Annotated in this window: 14 protein-coding genes; 4 read left to right on the forward strand and 10 right to left on the reverse strand. The window is 39.1% G+C overall.

Going from position 1 to position 19,192, the window contains the following annotated elements:
- Positions 1-433 precede the first annotated feature (433 nt).
- The 4 genes from rplT to thrS all read right to left on the reverse strand — a co-directional run bounded on the left by rplT (position 434) and on the right by thrS (position 3,754).
- The gene (gene rplT, locus CWC11_RS18370) at positions 434-796 is read right to left on the reverse strand and encodes a 50S ribosomal protein L20 (protein ID WP_004587841.1); all 363 of its coding nucleotides are present in this window, start codon (positions 794-796) and stop codon (positions 434-436) included.
- 15 nt (positions 797-811) lie between these two features.
- Entirely contained in the window at positions 812-1,012 is a 201-nt protein-coding gene (gene rpmI, locus CWC11_RS18375; RefSeq protein ID WP_002960713.1) for a 50S ribosomal protein L35, read from the reverse strand.
- A 211-nt stretch (positions 1,013-1,223) separates the two neighbouring features.
- On the reverse strand, positions 1,224-1,784 hold the full coding sequence (infC, locus tag CWC11_RS18380) for a translation initiation factor IF-3 (protein WP_008466946.1): 561 nt from the start codon (positions 1,782-1,784) through the stop codon (positions 1,224-1,226).
- A gap of 59 nt (positions 1,785-1,843) precedes the next feature.
- On the reverse strand, positions 1,844-3,754 hold the full coding sequence (thrS, locus tag CWC11_RS18385; protein WP_138683853.1) for a threonine--tRNA ligase: 1,911 nt from the start codon (positions 3,752-3,754) through the stop codon (positions 1,844-1,846).
- 382 nt (positions 3,755-4,136) lie between these two features.
- Between thrS and CWC11_RS18390 the strand changes: the two genes are divergently transcribed.
- Positions 4,137-4,583 (forward strand): DUF3010 family protein, encoded by a 447-nt coding sequence (locus CWC11_RS18390; protein WP_058403926.1) that lies wholly within the window; start codon positions 4,137-4,139, stop codon positions 4,581-4,583.
- A 64-nt stretch (positions 4,584-4,647) separates the two neighbouring features.
- On the opposite strand, the gene CWC11_RS18395 is transcribed toward CWC11_RS18390, so the two are convergent.
- The 5 genes from CWC11_RS18395 to CWC11_RS18415 all read right to left on the reverse strand — a co-directional run bounded on the left by CWC11_RS18395 (position 4,648) and on the right by CWC11_RS18415 (position 13,900).
- Positions 4,648-5,577 (reverse strand): alpha-E domain-containing protein, encoded by a 930-nt coding sequence (locus CWC11_RS18395; RefSeq protein ID WP_058549088.1) that lies wholly within the window; start codon positions 5,575-5,577, stop codon positions 4,648-4,650.
- A 1-nt stretch (position 5,578) separates the two neighbouring features.
- On the reverse strand, positions 5,579-7,033 hold the full coding sequence (locus tag CWC11_RS18400) for a circularly permuted type 2 ATP-grasp protein (RefSeq protein WP_138683854.1): 1,455 nt from the start codon (positions 7,031-7,033) through the stop codon (positions 5,579-5,581).
- A gap of 42 nt (positions 7,034-7,075) precedes the next feature.
- Positions 7,076-7,954: a transglutaminase family protein gene (locus CWC11_RS18405; RefSeq protein WP_138683855.1), complete on the reverse strand. Its 879-nt coding sequence runs from the start codon at positions 7,952-7,954 to the stop codon at positions 7,076-7,078.
- A complete protein-coding gene (locus CWC11_RS18410; protein WP_249330770.1) occupies positions 7,951-10,449 on the reverse strand; it encodes a circularly permuted type 2 ATP-grasp protein in 2,499 nt (832 codons plus the stop codon). The genes CWC11_RS18405 and CWC11_RS18410 overlap by 4 nt, the downstream gene beginning before the upstream one ends.
- 139 nt (positions 10,450-10,588) lie before the next feature.
- Entirely contained in the window at positions 10,589-13,900 is a 3,312-nt protein-coding gene (locus CWC11_RS18415; RefSeq protein ID WP_138683857.1) for a transglutaminase family protein, read from the reverse strand.
- 596 nt (positions 13,901-14,496) lie between these two features.
- On the opposite strand from CWC11_RS18415, the gene CWC11_RS18420 reads away from it, so the two are divergent.
- The 3 genes from CWC11_RS18420 (at position 14,497) to CWC11_RS18430 (ending at position 18,486) form a co-directional block, all read left to right on the forward strand.
- Positions 14,497-15,327: an SHOCT domain-containing protein gene (locus tag CWC11_RS18420; RefSeq protein ID WP_138683858.1), complete on the forward strand. Its 831-nt coding sequence runs from the start codon at positions 14,497-14,499 to the stop codon at positions 15,325-15,327.
- Between the two features lie 74 nt (positions 15,328-15,401).
- A complete protein-coding gene (locus CWC11_RS18425; protein WP_138683859.1) occupies positions 15,402-16,574 on the forward strand; it encodes a zinc-binding metallopeptidase family protein in 1,173 nt (390 codons plus the stop codon).
- A gap of 178 nt (positions 16,575-16,752) precedes the next feature.
- Complete coding sequence (locus tag CWC11_RS18430) at positions 16,753-18,486, forward strand: AMP-binding protein (protein WP_138683860.1); 1,734 nt, start codon at positions 16,753-16,755, stop codon at positions 18,484-18,486.
- A gap of 102 nt (positions 18,487-18,588) precedes the next feature.
- Here CWC11_RS18430 and CWC11_RS18435 read toward each other — a convergent pair whose 3' ends face one another.
- Positions 18,589-19,053 carry a YehS family protein gene (locus CWC11_RS18435; RefSeq protein ID WP_138683861.1) on the reverse strand — a complete coding sequence of 155 codons (465 nt, stop codon included), beginning with the start codon at positions 19,051-19,053 and terminating at the stop codon, positions 18,589-18,591.
- Positions 19,054-19,192: the final 139 nt, after the last annotated feature.

A 19,192-nucleotide genomic window follows, 5' to 3' on the forward strand; every position in this document is an offset into this window, starting at 1 on the left:
GGTACTCCCCATAAATAGGCGATAACGCAGCATAAATGCCAAACATGCGCTGCCCTTCGGGTTCTGCCTAGGGGCGATAAACTCTTTGTTACTCGGTTTTTACTTAGCCCACTAGGTTACAAACCTCGCGCCGCGATTTAATCGCCCCTAGATTGAACAAATTTCAATCCGCAAAGATCAACACGCCCTAATACCCATTCGCTTAATTAAGTGATCTATTTTAAAGGTGAAAAAACATGTTGTTAGCTAAGCAAAAAACTCGCTATTTAGTTGTCTACATAAGAATTTGTTAACGAAGGGTGCGATACGTTTAGCCCCTTAAATTGATTGAGCAATATTACGTATTTGTATTAGTTAATATTTTGAAGATACTCAAATTTTAGACACAAAAAAAGGAGCCATGGGCTCCTTTTTAATACTTATATGAAAAAACTTAAGCTGCCGCTAGGCCTTCTTTTGCTTTTTCTACAAGCGCTGCAAATGCAACTTGGTCGTAAACAGCGATATCTGCAAGGATCTTACGATCGATTTCTACAGATGTCTTTTTAAGACCATTGATAAAACGGCTGTAAGACAGACCATTTTGACGTGAAGCTGCATTGATACGTGCAATCCATAATTGACGGAAAGTACGTTTCTTCGCACGGCGGTCACGGTAAGCGTATTGACCCGCTTTAGTAACAGCCTGGAAAGCTACGCGGTAAACACGTGAACGTGCTCCGTAGTAACCTTTCGCTTGTTTTAAAACTTTTTTGTGACGTGCACGTGCGACAACGCCGCGTTTAACTCTTGCCATTTCTAAAAACCCCTATTAAGCGAATGGTAACATACGTGAAACTAGACCATGGTCATTTTTATGAACCATCATCTTAGGACGTAGGTGTAACTTACGCTTAGAAGTTTTCTTAGTCAGAATGTGACGAAGATGCGCTTGTTTACGCTTGAAACCGCCAGAAGCAGTCTTTTTGAAACGCTTAGCAGCGCCACTGTGACTTTTTAGCTTATAAGCCATTGCAATAACTCCAATTGTATTGCTTTAAAATTAGTAAGCAGGCGTGAGATATATTTCTATAGCTCCACTTTTAGGCCTAACTTACTGCCATATTCCGGTGAAAACCCAGCATAAATGCCGCAATTTTACTTTAAAACCGGTTAGCACAGGTGAATATTTGCATATTACTTGGGTACCTGAGCTAAATTCGGTGCGTATTATCGCCTAAAAATTATTTTTTAGCAACAGGCGCCATCATCATAACCATTTGGCGGCCTTCAACACGATTTGGGAAAGACTCAACTACTGCTAACTCTTCTAAATCGGTTTTGATACGGTTCAATAATTCTATACCAATTTCTTGGTGAGCCATTTCACGGCCACGGAAGCGGATCGTAATCTTAGCTTTATCGCCAGCTTCTAAGAACTTACGTAAGTTGCGAAGCTTAACCTGATAGTCACCTTCATCCGTACCAGGACGGAATTTGATTTCTTTAATCTGGATTTGCTTTTGCTTCTTCTTCTGCTCTTTTAGTTCTTTGCTTTTTTCAAAGATGAACTTACCGTAGTCCATAACCTTACAAACAGGCGGCTCAGCGTTTGGGCTAATCTCTACAAGATCAACACCCGCTGCATCAGCCATAGCTTGTGCGTCTTTTAATGACTGAATTCCAGCTTGTTCGCCGTCGATGTCGATTAAACGAACTTCTTGAGCTGTAATTTCTTCGTTAATACGATTTTTTTGAGCTGTTTGTTGCCCTTTCTTGCCGCCTCTAATGGTACGTTCCTCCAAGAATATCAATAATATAAGCGTGTAGTTGGCTGTTTGCATATGCCCTACACACTCGATTTTTACTGCCGATTTTTAATTTCTTCGCTAATTTTAGCTACAAAATCATCAACATTAAATTTGCCTAGGTCTTCACCTGTGCGAGTACGTACTGCTACTTCTTGTTGTTCAACTTCTTTATCGCCAACAACAAGTAAGTAAGGAATACGCTTAAGTGTATGTTCTCGGATTTTAAAGCCAATCTTCTCATTTCTCAAGTCAGCAGCGGCTCTAATTCCAAGTTTATTTAATTTTTGTACAATTTCCTGCACATAAGGTGCTTGTTTATCAGTGATATTCATAATCACTACTTGCTTTGGTGCAAGCCACGTTGGGAATAAACCAGCATACTCTTCAGTTAAGATACCGATAAAGCGCTCAATAGAGCCTAATATCGCACGGTGTATCATAACTGGAGTGCGTCGTTCGTTATTTTCTGCTACATAAGTAGCACCTAAACGACCCGGTAATGCAAAATCTAGTTGCACTGTACCACACTGCCACGCTCTGTCTAAACAATCGTACAAAGTAAATTCAATTTTAGGACCATAAAACGCCCCTTCACCCGGAAGATAATCAAATTCAATGTCGTTTGCTTTAAGTGCATCAGCTAATGCAAGCTCAGCTTTATCCCACACTTCATCATCGCCAATGCGCTGTTCAGGGCGAGTTGAAAGCTTAACAACAATTTTTTCAAAGCCGAACGTCTCATATGTATCATAAACCATCTTAATACACGCTGACACTTCGTCCATTACTTGTTCTTCTGTACAGAAAACGTGAGCGTCATCTTGTGTAAAGCCACGTACACGCATTAATCCGTGTAAAGCACCTGATGGCTCATTACGGTGACAACAGCCAAACTCAGCCATACGTAATGGTAGGTCGCGGTACGATTTTAAACCTTGGTTAAAAATTTGTACGTGGCCTGGGCAGTTCATTGGTTTTATTGCGTATTCGCGCTTTTCAGACTCAGTGGTAAACATTGCGTCTGAATATTTTTCCCAGTGTCCTGATTTTTCCCATAATGAACGGTCCATCATCATAGGACCTTTTACTTCTTCGTAGCTGTATTCACGAAGTTTTTCACGAACAAATTCTTCAAGCTCACGGTAAATGCTCCAACCATCGTTGTGCCAAAATACCATGCCTGGCGCTTCTTCTTGCCAGTGCCATAAATCAAGCGCTTTACCAATACGGCGGTGATCGCGTTTTTCAGCTTCTTCTAAACGCTTTAAGTACGCTTTAAGTTGCTTTTTATCGCCCCACGCTGTGCCATAAATACGTTGTAGCATTTTGTTTTCAGAATCACCACGCCAGTATGCACCTGCTACTTTCATTATTTTGAAGTTTTGGCAGAATTTCATGTTTGGTACGTGAGGACCACGACACATGTCTACATATTCTTCGTGATGATATAATCCTGGACGGTCATCTTTTGCAATGTTCTCGTCCAAAATTTCAATTTTGTATATTTCGCCACGCGCTTCAAACGTATCGCGTGCTTCTTGCCAGCTTACTGTTTTTTTCACTACGTCGTAGTTTGTTTTTGCAAGTTGCAGCATACGCTTTTCAATGGCGTCTAAGTCATCTTGTGACAAAGAATGTTCCATATCGATATCGTAATAAAAACCGTTATCAATAGTTGGACCAATAGCCATTTTAGCTTCAGGGAAAAGTTGCTTAACTGCATGTCCAATCAAGTGAGCACAAGAGTGACGAATAATTTCTAAGCCGTCGTCATCTTTAGCGGTAATGATTTCAAGACGAGAATCTTCACTAATAAGATCACACGCATCAACACGATCGCCATTAACACGACCTGCAATGGTTGCCTTAGCAAGACCAGGACCAATATCGTTTGCTACATCAAGAGTACTTACAGGGTTTTCGAAACTACGCTGACTGCCGTCAGGGAGAGTAATAACTGGCATTATAAATCCTTACATACAGTGGTGACACCTACAATGTATCACGTGTATTTTCTAATAAAATTAAATGAGAATGACTCGACAACGCTCTTACGAATAAGCATTGACTATTTTTCGCCTTATTTGGCTAATGTAGATGCTGAGTCTGCTCAACTACAAAAAAGATATTGTCGCGTGATAGAGTAACAATTACAAGTTTAAAGCGCCTACATTCAGCGATATTTTACTATATTTAGCTATTTTTAGTGCTGCGTTAAGTAATTTAAATCAATAATGTGACAATTTTAAATATCGCATTAATTAAACAACAGTTAATGGCTTGTCCTCGCAATTTAATAGAGGTTGGGTATAATACGTGGCAATTAAGTTATATTAGAGAACAGCAATGAGAACATGTGGTGTAGAAATTACCGGTAGTGACGTACTACTTTGTATTTTAAGTAAAGATAATGACGTATTTGATATTCGCGATGTGCGCCAAACACGTTTTACCTTAGGTAATGGCAATGACACTGAAGTAATGCGCAAGTTTCAATTTGATTTTGCAAAGCTAATGCAAGATTACCAAATTGACTCTGTGGCTATTCGCGAACGCCAACCTAAAGGTAAATTTGCAGGCAGCGCTAAAGGTTTCAAAATGGAAACTGCTATTCAGTTAATTGAAAATTTAGATGTTCGCGTGTTCTCAACAACCGAGATTAAAGAGCAAGTTAAGCGTAACCCTATCCCTATTGCTTTTGAAGAAACCGGCCTAAAAAAATATCAAGAAAATGCATTTGTTAATGCCTACGTATACATAATGAAAAAAACGTACCGTAGCGACGAAATGTAATTTAACAAGCTTTAAAGTAAAAACGCGCCCAAATGGCGCGTTTTTTTATGCATAAAACCTAGAGTTACTCAGCTGGCTTTAAAAAGTAAGTTTGTGCAAGTTCATTATGAATACCCGCTAATTCAATTTGTATTTGGTCAATATATTTATGCAAAAAACCATTTTTTAATTGTCTGACTTCTTCTGACTTTAACTCTTTTATTGCAATCTCAATTAAATCGATAATACCTTTTGAGTTTGGTAAAACACTTACCTGCTTTTTTAACTCCATTAAACAAAACATTATAGAGCGAGGAAACACTTCACTGTGCATTACAAATTCAAGCACATCTGAGCGCTGCACGCGCACACCCATCTCTTGTCGGTACATTTGGTACGCACTGAGCGAACGTAATAAACTTATCCATTGAATATTTTCAAATGGTTTTGCTTCATCGCTAGTAATAAGTGTTTCTGAGCGAATATCTAAAATTCGCGAGGTCATATCTGCGCGCTCTATTAATGAGCCAAAGCGTATAAAAGTAAATCCATGATCGTGGTTAATTGTCGCATCTAACGCACCAAAAATTAAATGAGCTGACTCGATAATTTGCTTTAAATAAGCAAATCGACCGCGCTTTGTTAACCCTTCTTTTTGGTTATCTTTTACATAATAATACAAAGAGTTAATTTCTTCCCATACATCACGCGGGATCACGTCGCGAATGGTACGCGCGCTTTCGCGAGCACTAATAATCGAATTCAATATCGAGGAGTTATTATCGCTACCTACCAATAAATAACGCAGTGCTTTTTGCTCACTATAATCGGTATGGTTTTCTTGGTATGCTTTTCGTGCGCCAATAATATCTATTAACGGCTCCCACCCAGTACAAACACCTTTTGGTAAGTCCATCATTAACATGTTATTTACGTTGATTAAACGAGCCACATTTTCAGCACGTTCAACATAGCGAGCAACCCAATATAAAGTTTCACCTACTCTTGATAACATATTATTTAGCCTCCTCGTCAACAATCCATGTATCTTTGCTGCCACCGCCTTGTGATGAATTAACGACTAAAGAGCCTTTCACCATAGCAACTCGCGTTAAACCGCCTGTCGTTATTTGTGTATCTTTACCTGATGATAAAATAAACGGCCTTAAATCAGCGTGGCGCCCATCTACTTGCGTTCCATCAAGCGTGGGGACAGTTGATAAATCAAGTGTTGGCTGTGCCACCCAGTTGCGCGGATCCGCTTTGATTTGAGCAATCGTTTCTTGTTGTTCTTTTTTAGTCGATTTAGGGCCAATTAATAATCCATAACCACCAGACTCGTTAGCTGGCTTTACAACAAGCTTATCAATGTTTTTAATAACATGGTCACACTCTTTAGGATCGAGGCATTTAAAGGTTGGTACGTTTTCAAGCTTAGCTTCCTCGCCCAAATAATACTTTATTATTTCAGGTACATATGCATAAACAACTTTATCATCGGCAACACCTGCACCAGGTGCATTCACAAGAGCTACGTTCCCTTTAGACCATGCACGCATTAAACCAGGGACACCTAATTGGGACTCAGGTAAAAATGCTTCTGGGTCTAAAAATAAGTCATCTATTCGACGGTAAATTACATCAACTCGTTGTAATCCAGTTATGGTTCGCATGTATACACAGTCGTCTTTTTCGACGACTAAATCTCTGCCTTCCACCAGCTCACACCCCATCTCTTGAGCAAGGTAACAATGCTCAAAATATGCCGAGTTAAATACGCCAGGTGTAAGTACGACCACTTCAGGTTTATCTTGCTTACGTGGAGACATAGCCGCTAACATATCAAACAATTGCGATGGATAATCATCAACAGGTAAAATAGTGGCTTGTTCAAATAGCTCAGGAAAAACCCGCTTCATTACAGAGCGGTTTTCAAGCATGTAAGATACGCCTGAAGGCACACGCAGGTTATCTTCAAGTACATACATAGTGCCGTTGCCATCGCGCACTAAATCAGAGCCACAAATGTGTGCCCAAATTTTATTAGGTGGGTTAATGCCTACACACTGAGTACGAAAGTTAACGGACTTTTCTAGGAGTCCTTTTGGGAAAATCCCATCTTTTATAATTTTTTGATCGTGATATAAATCATCAATAAATAAATTTAAAGCCTCAACGCGCTGTTTTAAGCCAACTTCTACACTTTGCCATTCTTTTTTACCAATAGTGCGTGGGATAATATCAAACGGCCATGCTCTATCGATCATGTTACCTTCGTTGTAAACCGTAAAGGTAATACCCATTTCCTTAATCGCTAAATCAGCAACCGCTCTGGCTTTTATGAGTTCTTCTTCAGATAAACCAGCAAAAAATTGCGCAAGCTGTTTGCCATGCGATCGAATATTTCCTTGTGCGTCTATTAATTCATCAAAAAAGCCATTCGTTTGGTACGCTTTCCAATCAATTTTCATACACCCTTCCGTCTTATCCATAATAACTATGAAGTTGTTAATTTATTCTAATCGAATCATATCTACAGCTACGTCAAGTAGTTGAGAACCCCCACCAAATACAACACCTTTAAGCGGTGTTACATCAGAAAAATCACGCCCTACTGCAAGTGTTACATGTTGCCCACTTGGTAAAATATTATTTGTTGGATCAAAGTCTACCCAGCCAAAATCAGGAACAAACAGTGCAAACCATGCATGGGTTGCATCTGCGCCTTCAAGCTTTTCTTCGCCTTCAGGTGGTAGTGTTTCTATATAGCCGCTAACATACCTAGCAGCTAAGCCTATGCTGCGTAAACACGCGAGTGCAAAGTGTGCAAAGTCTTGGCAAACGCCCCTTTTTTGTGCAAAAACAACACTTAAAGGTGTGCTTATAGTTGTAAAACCGGGATCATAATGAAACTCATGAAATATTCGTGCCATTAAATCTTTACAGGCATCTATCAAATTAGCATTTGCTAAGAATGACACTAACGCATAATCCTTATAGGCTTCCTCAATAGGTGTAAGCTGAGAGGGCAAAATAAATTCAGATATTTTTAATAATTGTGCTGTATTTGGTTTTGCTAAAAAATCACGCGCTTCATCCCAGCTAATAACAGCAATATTTAAGTTTTTATTTGCAGTCGTAATTAGCTCAACTTCACTTATCATGGTCACTGTTAGTTTTTTATGCTGCGTTGCTATTTCAAACGCAGTGACTTTATTATCAAAGTAATCTGTAAACTCTTGAACATAGTTAGCAATGGGCTCTATCTCTATGTGGCTACTATGACAAATCTGCCCACGATTAGTTTTAGGTGTTAAACGTGCTTGGTTTTGGCACAAACTTACAAAATCAGTATAGTTATATGTTGTCGAATGCTTAATTTTATATTTCACGATTGAGCTTGCTCAATATTAGTCCAGTTCAATTTATTAGCCGTTTGTGTATGAGAAAAATACTGTAGTAATAATACATCACAAAAAGTATCTAGGTTTATTCTTATGTTATGGCTAAATTCAATTAAATGTTTGCGCTGTCCGTTTTCTGTTGTTTGCAGGTAATCTTTTTCGGTTACATAACAGCTCGTTTTGGAGAGTAAAATAGCTTTTTCATGAGCTGCAATTACGCCTTGCCTGCGTTTATTAGGTAAATGCTGGCAAAGCTGGTTTATTTGTTCAAGTTGAAATAATAATGAGCGGGGGTACTCTGCATCTAGCAATAATAACTCAAGTCCCGTGCCTATTGTTTGGTACATTCTATAGCGGCGTTTATGGGTTACTAAACTCACTTGGCTACTTAGTACTGCCTCTAATAAACCTAGCTCTTCAGGTTCATCTAGTTTTTGGGTGAGTAATGTATTTCCCAAAGACGTTATTTGTAGGCTGCGCTCTATGCGTCTACCTATCTCAAGTAAAAACCAGCCATTACTGTTTGGCATACAATCCGCCAGAGAGCCGTTGAAAGCCATAATAAGACCAATCACTTTATCTAAAATACTTTGGATGGTGCGTGTAGATATATTGATATTAACGTGCTTAAGTATTTTTATTTGCTCGTTCATTTCGTCAATAATACGACGACTATCATGAGATAATAGCTCTTGTACTTGTACCGATGCATTAGCTAAATATTTAAGCGTATTAATAATACTTCCAGCACATTGCTCATCTGCAAGTAAGACAAAAGCACTTTGCTTAGCATCACGGGTTTCAAACTCCTCATTTGTAATACTTTGCTCAATATACGGGTAAACAATATGCTGCGACTTGATAGCAGTGAGTAACCTAGCAACAATATTACGCCTTATTAAATCGGGATATATAGCAAGTTCGGTATAGCGGTCGATAAAAATACGTAAAATCCTAATCGTATTTTCACAGCGCTCTAAGTAACGGCCAAGCCAAAATAAATGCTCAGCGGTTCTACTTGAAATAATTCCTTCGAGTAGAGTAACGTCCATTCTTTTACGAATAGGTACCGGTGCATTTTGTTCTTCTAAGTCAATATTATCGACCGTGTTCACCCATGTGTCTTTGAGCCACCCCGATTTACCGGCTGAATTTCGTGCCTGTGTAGATAAACACAAGGCCGAGGGCAGTACTTCTATGCCATGCTCTGTAGTTAACGCATAACATCTAAAAATGACAGGTTTGGCTATTAATTTACCGTCTTGCCAAAAGGGGGCACTACTAAATACAGGCTTTTCTTGAAAGTAGTACGCATCTGGATTTTGTTGAATGTGTTGCTTAATTTTTTTTGCATCTAATACACCATCGAGCTTAAACTCAGGATTTTTGAAGCTTGTGAATTCAAGTGTACTCCAATCTAAATCCTCAGCTTCAGTGGCTTTATAATACTTAGCCCCTGGAATTAATAATGGCTCATCTAAAAGCTGCTCACATAGCTTATCTAAATTAAATTGAATCGCTGCAGATGACAAAACACCACTACCAAACGGATTTAAAACTTTAACGGTGCCCTCGCGTACAGCTTGCAATAACCCTGCAATACCATGCAATGAATATTCAGTTTGTTCTAATGAGTCAATGCTATTGTCGGGGATCCAACGCAAAATCACGTTAATTTTTCCAAGCCCCTGCAATGACTTTAGCCACACTTCGCCGTTTCTAACCGTTAAGTCGGCGCTTTGTACTAAGGTATAGCCAAAGTAGGTTGATAAAAACGCATGTTCATTATAGTTAGGATCGTCTATACCTTGGGTTAAAATAACAATTCGAGGGTCATCCATATAATGAATATATTCATTAATACCCTCTTGAAATAAGTTTAAAAAATCTTTTATTTGCTGCACATTACATTCGGCAAATTCTTCGGCCATTACGCGACGCGCAATAATTCTGCTTTTTAGTAATAACCCAAGGCCAAGTGGGCATTGGCAGTGATCTTTTAATACTTTAAATTCGCCAGAAGGCGTTCGATACACATCAAGTGCCGTAAAAAATAGTTTAAGCTCGTCTTTAGGTAAACTAAAGCCCTCACGCATAAAGTGACTGTCTTGATATAGGTTTTCGGCACTAATGTGCCCATTTAAAAGTAACTTTTGCTCAGAATAAATATCGTTCTGCACCTTGTTAAGTAATGAGGTGCGTTGCTTGATCCCTTTTTCAAGGGCTTCCCAATCATTGCCGGAGAACATAAATGGCAGTGGATCTAAGTGCCATTGTTGATTACTTTCACTTTTAATATTGCCATTTTGAAGAAGCTGACGAATTTCAATTGCACGACTACTTAGATCTTCGCCCGTTAAGCTTGATAAGCGGTTAAATAATGTATCCCAATGCTCAGGACTCAAACCACTGTGATTTGCTAACTCGTCATGCCCGTGGCCTTTTTCAAGATACAAGGACAACCACTGTGGTAACTCAGACATTGCGTTATTATTTATGTACAAATTAAAGTGCTCCACCTTAAAATTATAACATTAACTTTAAGGCTAAAATTGAATATAGATTATTCCACTTTAATTAATTTAAAAGTGGAATAACATCATTATTGAGCTGATTTATGCTTTATTTAAATCGTGGTTGTCGTCTTAAATCAAGCGTATTTGGATAATCCATATTAACGTTTTCTTCATCAGGTACTACAAAGTCACTCACCGTCTCTGCACTTGTAAACGTACGTGTGGCGGCTGATGGGCTCCAACTTGGTTGATCAGATGCTAACAACGATGGCGTGTGACCATGTTCCCAAAAACGTGCGACTCTACGCCCTTCTGCTTCAAATGCATTAACAGGTAAGGTTTCAGGGTTGCGTCCTCCGGCATGGCTTACATGATAAACAAATCCGCCTAATGAGCGCCCTTCCCAGGTATCAATTAAATCAAAGACTAATGGTGCATGTACGCCAATAGTAGGATGCAGTGCTGTAGGTGGTTGCCAAGCTCGGTAGCGAATCCCCGCCACAAGTTCATCATGCCCTTTTCCTTTAACCCCTTTTAACGGCACTCTACGGCTATTACAAGTAACAATGTATCTATCGCTTATAGCGCCTTTTACTTTTATTTGTACACGCTCAAGGGATGAATCTACATAACGTGCAGTACCTGATGCACTCGCCTCTTCACCTAGTACATGCCAAGGCTCTATTGCGGTTCTTAATTCTAGCGTTACGTTATCGAGTTCGCGTGTGCCACAAACCGGAAACCTAAATTCAAAAAATGGATTAAGCCAGCTTAATTGAAACGCAAAACTTGCCTCCTGTAAGTCACGCGTTACTTCAGCTAAGTCGTCTTCAACATACTGAGGCAATAAAAACTTATCATGAAGCTCTGTACCCCACCGTACCAATGGTTTGTGGTAAGGTTTTTTCCAAAACCAAGCAAGTAAGGTACGCAGTAATAACATTTGCACTAGGCTCATTTGCGAGTGCGGCGGCATTTCAAAACCTCTAAACTCGACAATACCTAAGCGCCCCGTTGGCGAATCAGGTGAATACAGTTTATCAATACAAAACTCAGCTCTGTGCGTATTACCTGTTAAATCGACCAATAAATTACGTAATAGTCTGTCCACTAGCCATGGCTCTGGCACTTCGCCCTCAGGCATGTGCGAAAAGGCAATTTCAAGTTCATAAAGCAGCTCATCACGCGCTTCATCTACACGTGGTGCTTGGCTTGTAGGGCCTATAAATAAACCTGAAAATAAATAAGATAACCCCGGATGATGCTGCCAATAAGTAATAAAGCTTCTTAATATATCTGGACGGCGTAAAAATGGGCTTTGATCAGGCGTTTCGCCTCCAAGTGTTACATGATTACCACCACCAGTACCTGTATGGCGACCATCTGCCATAAACTTATCGGTACCTAAGCGCGTTTGTTTAGCAAGCTCATACAGTGTTGTTGTTCTATCAACTAGCTGCTTCCATGAGGTTGAAGGATGTATATTTACTTCAATAACACCAGGGTCAGGTGTGACTGCATATTTTTCTATACGGCTGTCTTTAGGCGGGCTGTACCCTTCTATAACAACGGGTATTGAAAGCGCTTTAGCCGTGCTTTCTATTGCATTTAATAATGCGATGTAATGTTCAAAATGACTCGTTGGCGGCATAAAAATATACAAACGCCCTTCTCGCACTTCAAGTGCCATAGCCGTTTTGATCATTTCACTACCAATAAAGCCTTTTTTAAGTTTTTTAGTCTTTTCAAAACTTGCTGGTATATCAAATGGGTCGCGGTCAATTATATTGCCGCTCCACTGTAAACTATCAAGTGGTAGTCGATAACCCAGCGGTGATTCACCTGGTAGTAAAAAACAGTGTTCACGTTTAAATTCCCACAGGCAGGATTGCCAGCAGTGTCTACCTTCATTAAATTGTAATGGCAGCACATAACCTACAGGGTTTTCTATTCCTTTTTCCATTTTTGCTAAAAAGCCTTTTCGGCTCATGGCATTTAACAACTCAGGCTCTTTTGGGCCGACCTCTTTAGGTAGCGAGGCCTCTTGCCATAAATGATATAAAATATCCTCATAGGCAGTTGTAATTGCTTTTGTTTCTAAGCCTATTTGCTCGCAGAGCTTTTCGGTAAAGCGTTTGGTGTCTGTGTGATCTAATTTGTAGTCTTTATTAGGATCAGCGAGTAAGTTTGTATCTTTCCAAAGCGCTTGTCCGTCTTTGCGCCAATAACATGCATATTGCCAACGAGGTAATGGTTCGCCTGGGTACCACTTGCCTTGTCCATAATGTGTAAAGCCGCCTTTTGTATATACCTTATTCATAGCAACAAATAAGTTTTGGGCAAGTACGCGCTTTTCTTTGCCGTCAGCTTCTGTATTCCATTGCGGGTGCTCCATATCGTCTATTGAAATAAACGTAGGTTCACCGCCCATCGTTAAATGGATCCCTTCTTGATTATAAATATCATCAACTTGTAAACCTAAACGGTTTATAGCGCTCCACTGTGTTTCAGAGTATGGCTTAGTCACACGCGGGTCTTCATGAACACGCGTCACTTTATTATAAAAACTAAACTCAGATTCACATTCATCAATACCACCCGATACCGGTGCCGCAGAGCTTGGCTCAGGCGTGCACGCAAGCGGGATATGCCCTTCGCCTGCAAATAATCCTGAGGTTGGATCGAGCCCTATCCAACCAGCACCAGGAATGTAAACCTCAGTCCATGCGTGTAAGTCGGTAAAATCCTCTTCAGGGCCGCTTGGACCATCTAATGATTTTTGATCTGACGTTAGTTGAATTAAATAACCAGAAACAAAGCGAGCAGCTAAGCCTAAATGGCGAAAAAGTTGTACTAATAACCATGCAGAATCTCTACACGAACCAGTACCTTTAGTTAGTGTTTCATTTGCCGTTTGAACGCCAGGCTCTAAACGAATGCCATACCCTACCAAGTTATAAATAGCTTGGTTAACCGCTACTAAAAAATCAACACTTCTAATAGGCTTTTCAGGGCGTAAAGACTCAATTAAATCGACGAATTTAGGGCTTGGCTTTCGCTTTTTTAAATAAGGATTAAGCTCTGCTTTTGACACTTTATCGTATTCAAAAGGGAACTTTTCTGCGTATTCTTCTAAAAAGAAATCAAAAGGGTTAATTACGGTCATTTCAGCAACAAGGTCAACCGTAAAGCTAAACTCTGTTGTAGGCTTATTAAACACAACCCTTGCTTGATAATTGCCAAAAGGATCTTGTTGCCAATTTATATAGTGATCTTCAGGGACTATTTTAATCGAGTAGCTTTTTATTTTTGTGCGGCTATGCGGAGCAGGACGTAAACGAAAGATATGTGGCCCCATGTTTACCGCTCGGTCGTACTTGTATTGAGTATGGTGCGCTATACCAACAGTAATTGTCATTGATTAATTCCCCTTTAATAATGTATAGCCAGTTAGGTATTACAAAATATGACTTATCCTAAGCAATATTGTGCAATTTATATTCCATAAAATTTTTACTTATACGAGGCCTTAAAAACTGCTAAAAAACACACATTGGCCATTCACATAGATATTAGTTTTCACAAATTTACGTAATTAAAAAAATTTGCCTTTGTTTTGGTGCAAACGCTGCACCAAAAAAGACTAAAATTTAGTCTTTATTAAATTACAACAATTTAAAATATTGAATATTAACAAAGAAAAATATCCATTAATGTTTTACCAACTGTATTCTATAAAACCATTAATGGCTAAATAAAAAACAACTGATTTAAATTATTTCACTTTAAATAAGCACGCCGAGCATTAAAAAATAGTTCATACTAAATACTGCTATTTAAATTTATAAAGCTGTTATAGTGGAGCGATTTTTAACCATTTATGTTTTAAGAATTAGTCAAACTCAGATTAAAGCAAAACGATTAAAGTAATATTAATCTTCACGCTTTTATTATCATCAAATGCACCATGGAAATGTGCAAATGACACACCCTTAATTTAAAGGACACCTATTTATGCAAACGCTAACTGATACTGGCGATAATTTAGTAAAAGGTATATCTGCGCGTTATGGCCTTAGCTACGATGCCGTAGTGCATATGCTAATAGCAGTAAATCATGGTGGCGGCTCTATGGCTCAGTTTAATTGCCCTGAGCTTGGTGGTTCGGGTCAATGGATGCGAGGCGGTATGACCATGGTTGGTGATATGTTTAATAACGGGTTAAAAAATACCGTCGATAACTTATGTAATGAACTGGCTAACCTTTTAAGTACTAATCAGGTATTTCCTGTAATACCAGCAGGTACACCAGGTAGCGCTCAATGGTGGCCAACTGATTTGGGTAGCCCTTTTAGTAGTGGCGCGCAAAATAATATCCGTTATGCGGTATTCCCAAACAGGTTAGCCGTTGAGCTAAATGGCCAAATAACTATTTACGATACGCTTGATCACCAAATTAGTGGTGTAAGCCAGCAACAAGGTAGCGATACTTCCCTTACGTTTAACAGCCAGTGGGGAAACATTAGCGTAAATAGTTTGCCATTAGTTTCACAACCAACAGATACTATTATTCAGCCTGAGCAACAAAATTTTGCACAAGCAACACAAGCCCCTATTGAGCAACCTGTAAATAACCCAGCAAGTGATCAACAAGCTCAGCAAACACAACAAATTGAGCCACAAAAAGCGGTAAATAATATAATAAATACACAAGGGAATGTTTTGCCGTTTTCGGTAGCTGAAACCCTCGAAATAATCGAAAAGCTTGCGCATTTAAAAGAGTTAGGTGCGCTAAGTGAAAGTGAGTTTAATACTAAAAAGACTGAATTATTACAACGCATATAGTGCGTAACTTTGCGACTGTTCACGTGCATAACCCGTTTTGTTGTTTATGCCCTTTTTGCTAGTACGGTAAAAATATGAAAACCTTTAAATGTAACTGTAAAGATAACCTCACCATTTTTTTTGAAAGTAGTCATTGTTTAGCCTGTGGTCGTACTTTAGGAATTGACGACAATTTTAACCTTGTTGAACCCTACGAATTTAACGAGGAAACAGGGTTATATTTCAAGGCAGAGCAACCCGATGTGCCTTATCAAAAATGTGATAACAACGCACACTTTGGCGCATGTAATGGCATGGTTAATTTAAATACGTTTGCCCCTCCCGTAGATAAAGACGAAACGCTCTGTTTTGCGTGTCGCTTTAATGAAACAGTTCCCGATTTAACTATAGACAAACATATTCCGCTTTGGCGCAATATGGAAACGGCTAAGCGCCGTGCTTTATATACTTTAAAGGCACTTTGTGTTCCGCTTAATAACTTAAACCAAGACCCTGTAAATGGTTTAAGTTTTGACTTTATAACAGACAGAAACGTAAACGATCACTTTGTTACAAAGCTCGCTGGTCATGAGGATGTTTTTACCGGACATAATTGTGGGCATATCACTATAAATTTAGCTGAAGCAGATGATATAGCGCGCTCACATACAAAGCATGCAATGGGTGAACGTTACCGTACTTTACTAGGGCATTTTCGCCATGAATTAGGCCATTATTATTTTGATCAACTCATTGCCAACTCACCAGAGAAACATGCTTTATGTAAGCAATACTTTGGCGATGATGCGCTTGATTACCAAGAAGCCCTCGACATACATTATAAAAATGGTGCACCCGCTAATTGGCATGAAAACTTTATTAGCGAGTATGCCACTATGCACCCATTTGAAGACTGGGCTGAAACATGGGCTCACTACATGCATATTATTGACACACTAGAGACTGCAAAAAACTTTTCAATTACAGGCTCTATTACCGGTAGCGAATATGAAATAGATGAAGCTGATGAGCTAAGACTGCCACAAAATTCACACTATTTTTATGGGCAAACTTCAATAACATCAATTTTAGATAGTTGGATGGAGTTTTCGATTATATTAAATTCTCTTAACCGCAGCATGGGTTTAGCCGATGCCTATCCGTTTGTGTTAACGCAAGAAGTAAGAACAAAGCTTGAATTTATTCATCATGCGATTCATAACAGACTTAACTTAATGCCCAATTTAGTTAACACATCTACTGACTAACTTAGCGTATTTGGCATAAGGTTTTAAGAAACTTATGCCTCGCTTTAGATGCAACCCTTATATACTACCTCACAATTATAGCTAATACATTAGTCTAACCACCCTTCTCTTTGTCGACAATATATGTTTATTTAAACCCTAGTTTATGTACGTCACACACATCGACACGGAGAAACACATGCACACACAACATAAAGCGGTTAAAGAAGTAGAGCTTATAAACACATTACCGTTGTCACAAAGCTATTTTAAAGGCTCACAAAATACACCTTTAACCAATAAAACCATTGGTGCCTACTTTGATTTTATTGTCGACAAAAACCCCAGCTCGCTCGCGGTGGTAGTAAATCATCAAAACATCCGTTTAACCTATAAAGAGTTTCAAAAAGAAGTAAATCAACTCGCTATGGGGTTATTAGCCATAGGCGTTAAGCCAGGAGATCGGGTAGGAATATGGTCACCAAATAATATTCAGTGGTGCCTAACTCAATTTGCTACCGCAAAAATTGGTGCCATTATGGTATGCATCAACCCAGCCTATCGGCCAAACGAACTTCAATATGCATTAAATAGCGTTGAATGCTCTACACTCATTACGGCTTCACAATTTAAAGGCAGCAACTATATAGATATGCTAAATAGTTTAGCGCCAGAACTTAAACATTGTGACAATGGCAAGCTTTCAGCTCAAGCCTTACCTAGTCTTAAAAATGTGATCCGCATTGGTGATGAGATAAGCGCTGGCATGTTTTCGTTTTCAGATATTATGAATATGGCCACGTCAGCTCATGAGCTTGAACTTAACGCTATTGCTGCAAATTTAAGTGCCGATCAGGACATAAATATTCAATTTACTTCGGGCACAACAGGTAACCCAAAAGGTGCAACGCTTACCCATAAAAACATATTAAACAATGCGCTATTTGTAGCAGAATCTATGCATTTTACTGAGCAAGACAAGTTATGTATTCCCATTCCTTTATATCACTGCTTTGCAATGGTGCTTGGCAGTTTGTTATGTGTTGCAAAAGGAGCTGCAGCTATTTATCCAAGTGATTCGTTTGATGCAAAAACAACGCTTGATGTAATTGAACAAGAAGGCTGTACAGCACTGCACGGTGTTCCCACTATGTTTATTAGTCAACTTGAGCTCAGCACCTTTAATGAATATGACTTAAGGTCACTTAGAACGGGGGTTATGGCAGGCTCTACTTGCCCGGAACAAGTCATGCGTAAAGTTCAAACCCAGATGAATATGCATCAGGTTTTAATTGCGTATGGACAAACAGAATGCAGCCCTATAAATAATATAACTGAAACAGACTCATCAATAGAGCGCCAAGTAACCACCGTTGGGCGCGCCCTTGCACATACTGAGGTTAAAATTATTGATGAACTGGGTAATATTCAAAAAATAGGTTTACCCGGTGAAGTATGCTCTAAAGGAGCAGGCATAATGCGCTGCTATTGGAATGACGAAGAAAAAACAAAAGCCACAATAGATAGTGACGGCTGGCTTCATTCAGGCGATTTAGGTGTTATGGATAGCGAAGGATTTGTAAGTATCGTTGGGCGAATTAAAGACATGATTATTCGTGGTGGTGAAAACGTCTACCCTCGAGAAATTGAAGAGGTCCTTTATACCTACCCCGGTATACAAGATGCCGCTATATTTGGTATTAGCGATGAAAAATACGGTGAAGAAGTATGTGCGTGGATTCAGCCAAAAGAAGATGCATTACTTGATGAGCAAGCAATTCGTGCATTTTTAAAAGACAAATTGGCCTACTTTAAAATGCCTCGGTATATTCGTTTTGTAGAGAGCTACCCAATGACAGTAACAGGCAAGCTACAAAAATTCAAAATGCGTGAGCAAATGCAAGAAGCGCTCTCAGACAAAGCCTTCTCTTAAAGTCAGTCCCTAAATACAAAAAAGCTCAGCATTTGCTGAGCTGTTAGGGTCTGTTGACCTTTAAAGGTTAAATTTGCAAAGGTTAACATACACTCGCTTTATTTACTCTACAGGGCGGTATTGCTGCTGAACGCCAGTTAAAAATAAACGCAGTATTTGATCGTTACACACTCGGTAATGCTTGTTTTCTACTTTACGAGAAAACGCACTTAATTCGTGTTTACTCAAATCAAAGTCAACAAGTGCAAGCGTTGCTATTACATCTTCTGCTTTCATGTTTAGCGCAATACGCAGCTTCATAAAAATAATATTATTATTTAGCTTACTTTCTGGTATTGGTTGCTCACCGTCACGCTTACCGCGTTTAGTATTAATAAACCCGTTTAAGAACGTTGCAAACTCAGTGTCTGAAATTTTAACAAACTCTTGCTCGCCCTCTTTTATTAACCATGCAATGACTTGCTCTGTGGTTACTATAGCCTCTGCTGCAGCAAAAATATCAACCATGGCAGTATCTGTTAAGTTAAAGGTGTAGCGAAGACGGCGTAAAATATCGTTATTTGTCAAAGTAATTTCCTGAGTAAAGGGTTGTAATACCAATCCGCATAATTAAATGATCTATTTTGAGGATGGATAAACGTGTTGATAGCAAGGCAAAAAATTCGCTATTTAGTTGTTCTAAATGAGAGTTTTTTAACGCAGATAG

The organism is Pseudoalteromonas sp. S3178 (genome assembly GCF_005886985.1).
Taxonomy (GTDB): Bacteria; Pseudomonadota; Gammaproteobacteria; order Enterobacterales; family Alteromonadaceae; genus Pseudoalteromonas; species Pseudoalteromonas carrageenovora.

Bases quoted from the DNA above. Each gene is read 5' to 3' on its own strand.
- CWC11_RS18395 (WP_058549088.1), bottom strand. From the start codon at position 5,577: ATGTTATCAAGAGTAGGTGAAACTTTATATTGGGTTGCTCGCTATGTT.
- CWC11_RS18420 (WP_138683858.1), top strand. From the start codon at position 14,497: ATGCAAACGCTAACTGATACTGGCGATAATTTAGTAAAAGGTATATCT.
- thrS (WP_138683853.1), bottom strand. From the start codon at position 3,754: ATGCCAGTTATTACTCTCCCTGACGGCAGTCAGCGTAGTTTCGAAAAC.
- CWC11_RS18425 (WP_138683859.1), top strand. From the start codon at position 15,402: ATGAAAACCTTTAAATGTAACTGTAAAGATAACCTCACCATTTTTTTT.
- CWC11_RS18410 (WP_249330770.1), bottom strand. From the start codon at position 10,449: ATGTCTGAGTTACCACAGTGGTTGTCCTTGTATCTTGAAAAAGGCCAC.
- CWC11_RS18400 (WP_138683854.1), bottom strand. From the start codon at position 7,033: ATGAAAATTGATTGGAAAGCGTACCAAACGAATGGCTTTTTTGATGAA.
- CWC11_RS18415 (WP_138683857.1), bottom strand. From the start codon at position 13,900: ATGACAATTACTGTTGGTATAGCGCACCATACTCAATACAAGTACGAC.
- CWC11_RS18430 (WP_138683860.1), top strand. From the start codon at position 16,753: ATGCACACACAACATAAAGCGGTTAAAGAAGTAGAGCTTATAAACACA.
- rplT (WP_004587841.1), bottom strand. From the start codon at position 796: ATGGCAAGAGTTAAACGCGGCGTTGTCGCACGTGCACGTCACAAAAAA.
- CWC11_RS18390 (WP_058403926.1), top strand. From the start codon at position 4,137: ATGAGAACATGTGGTGTAGAAATTACCGGTAGTGACGTACTACTTTGT.
- rpmI (WP_002960713.1), bottom strand. From the start codon at position 1,012: ATGGCTTATAAGCTAAAAAGTCACAGTGGCGCTGCTAAGCGTTTCAAA.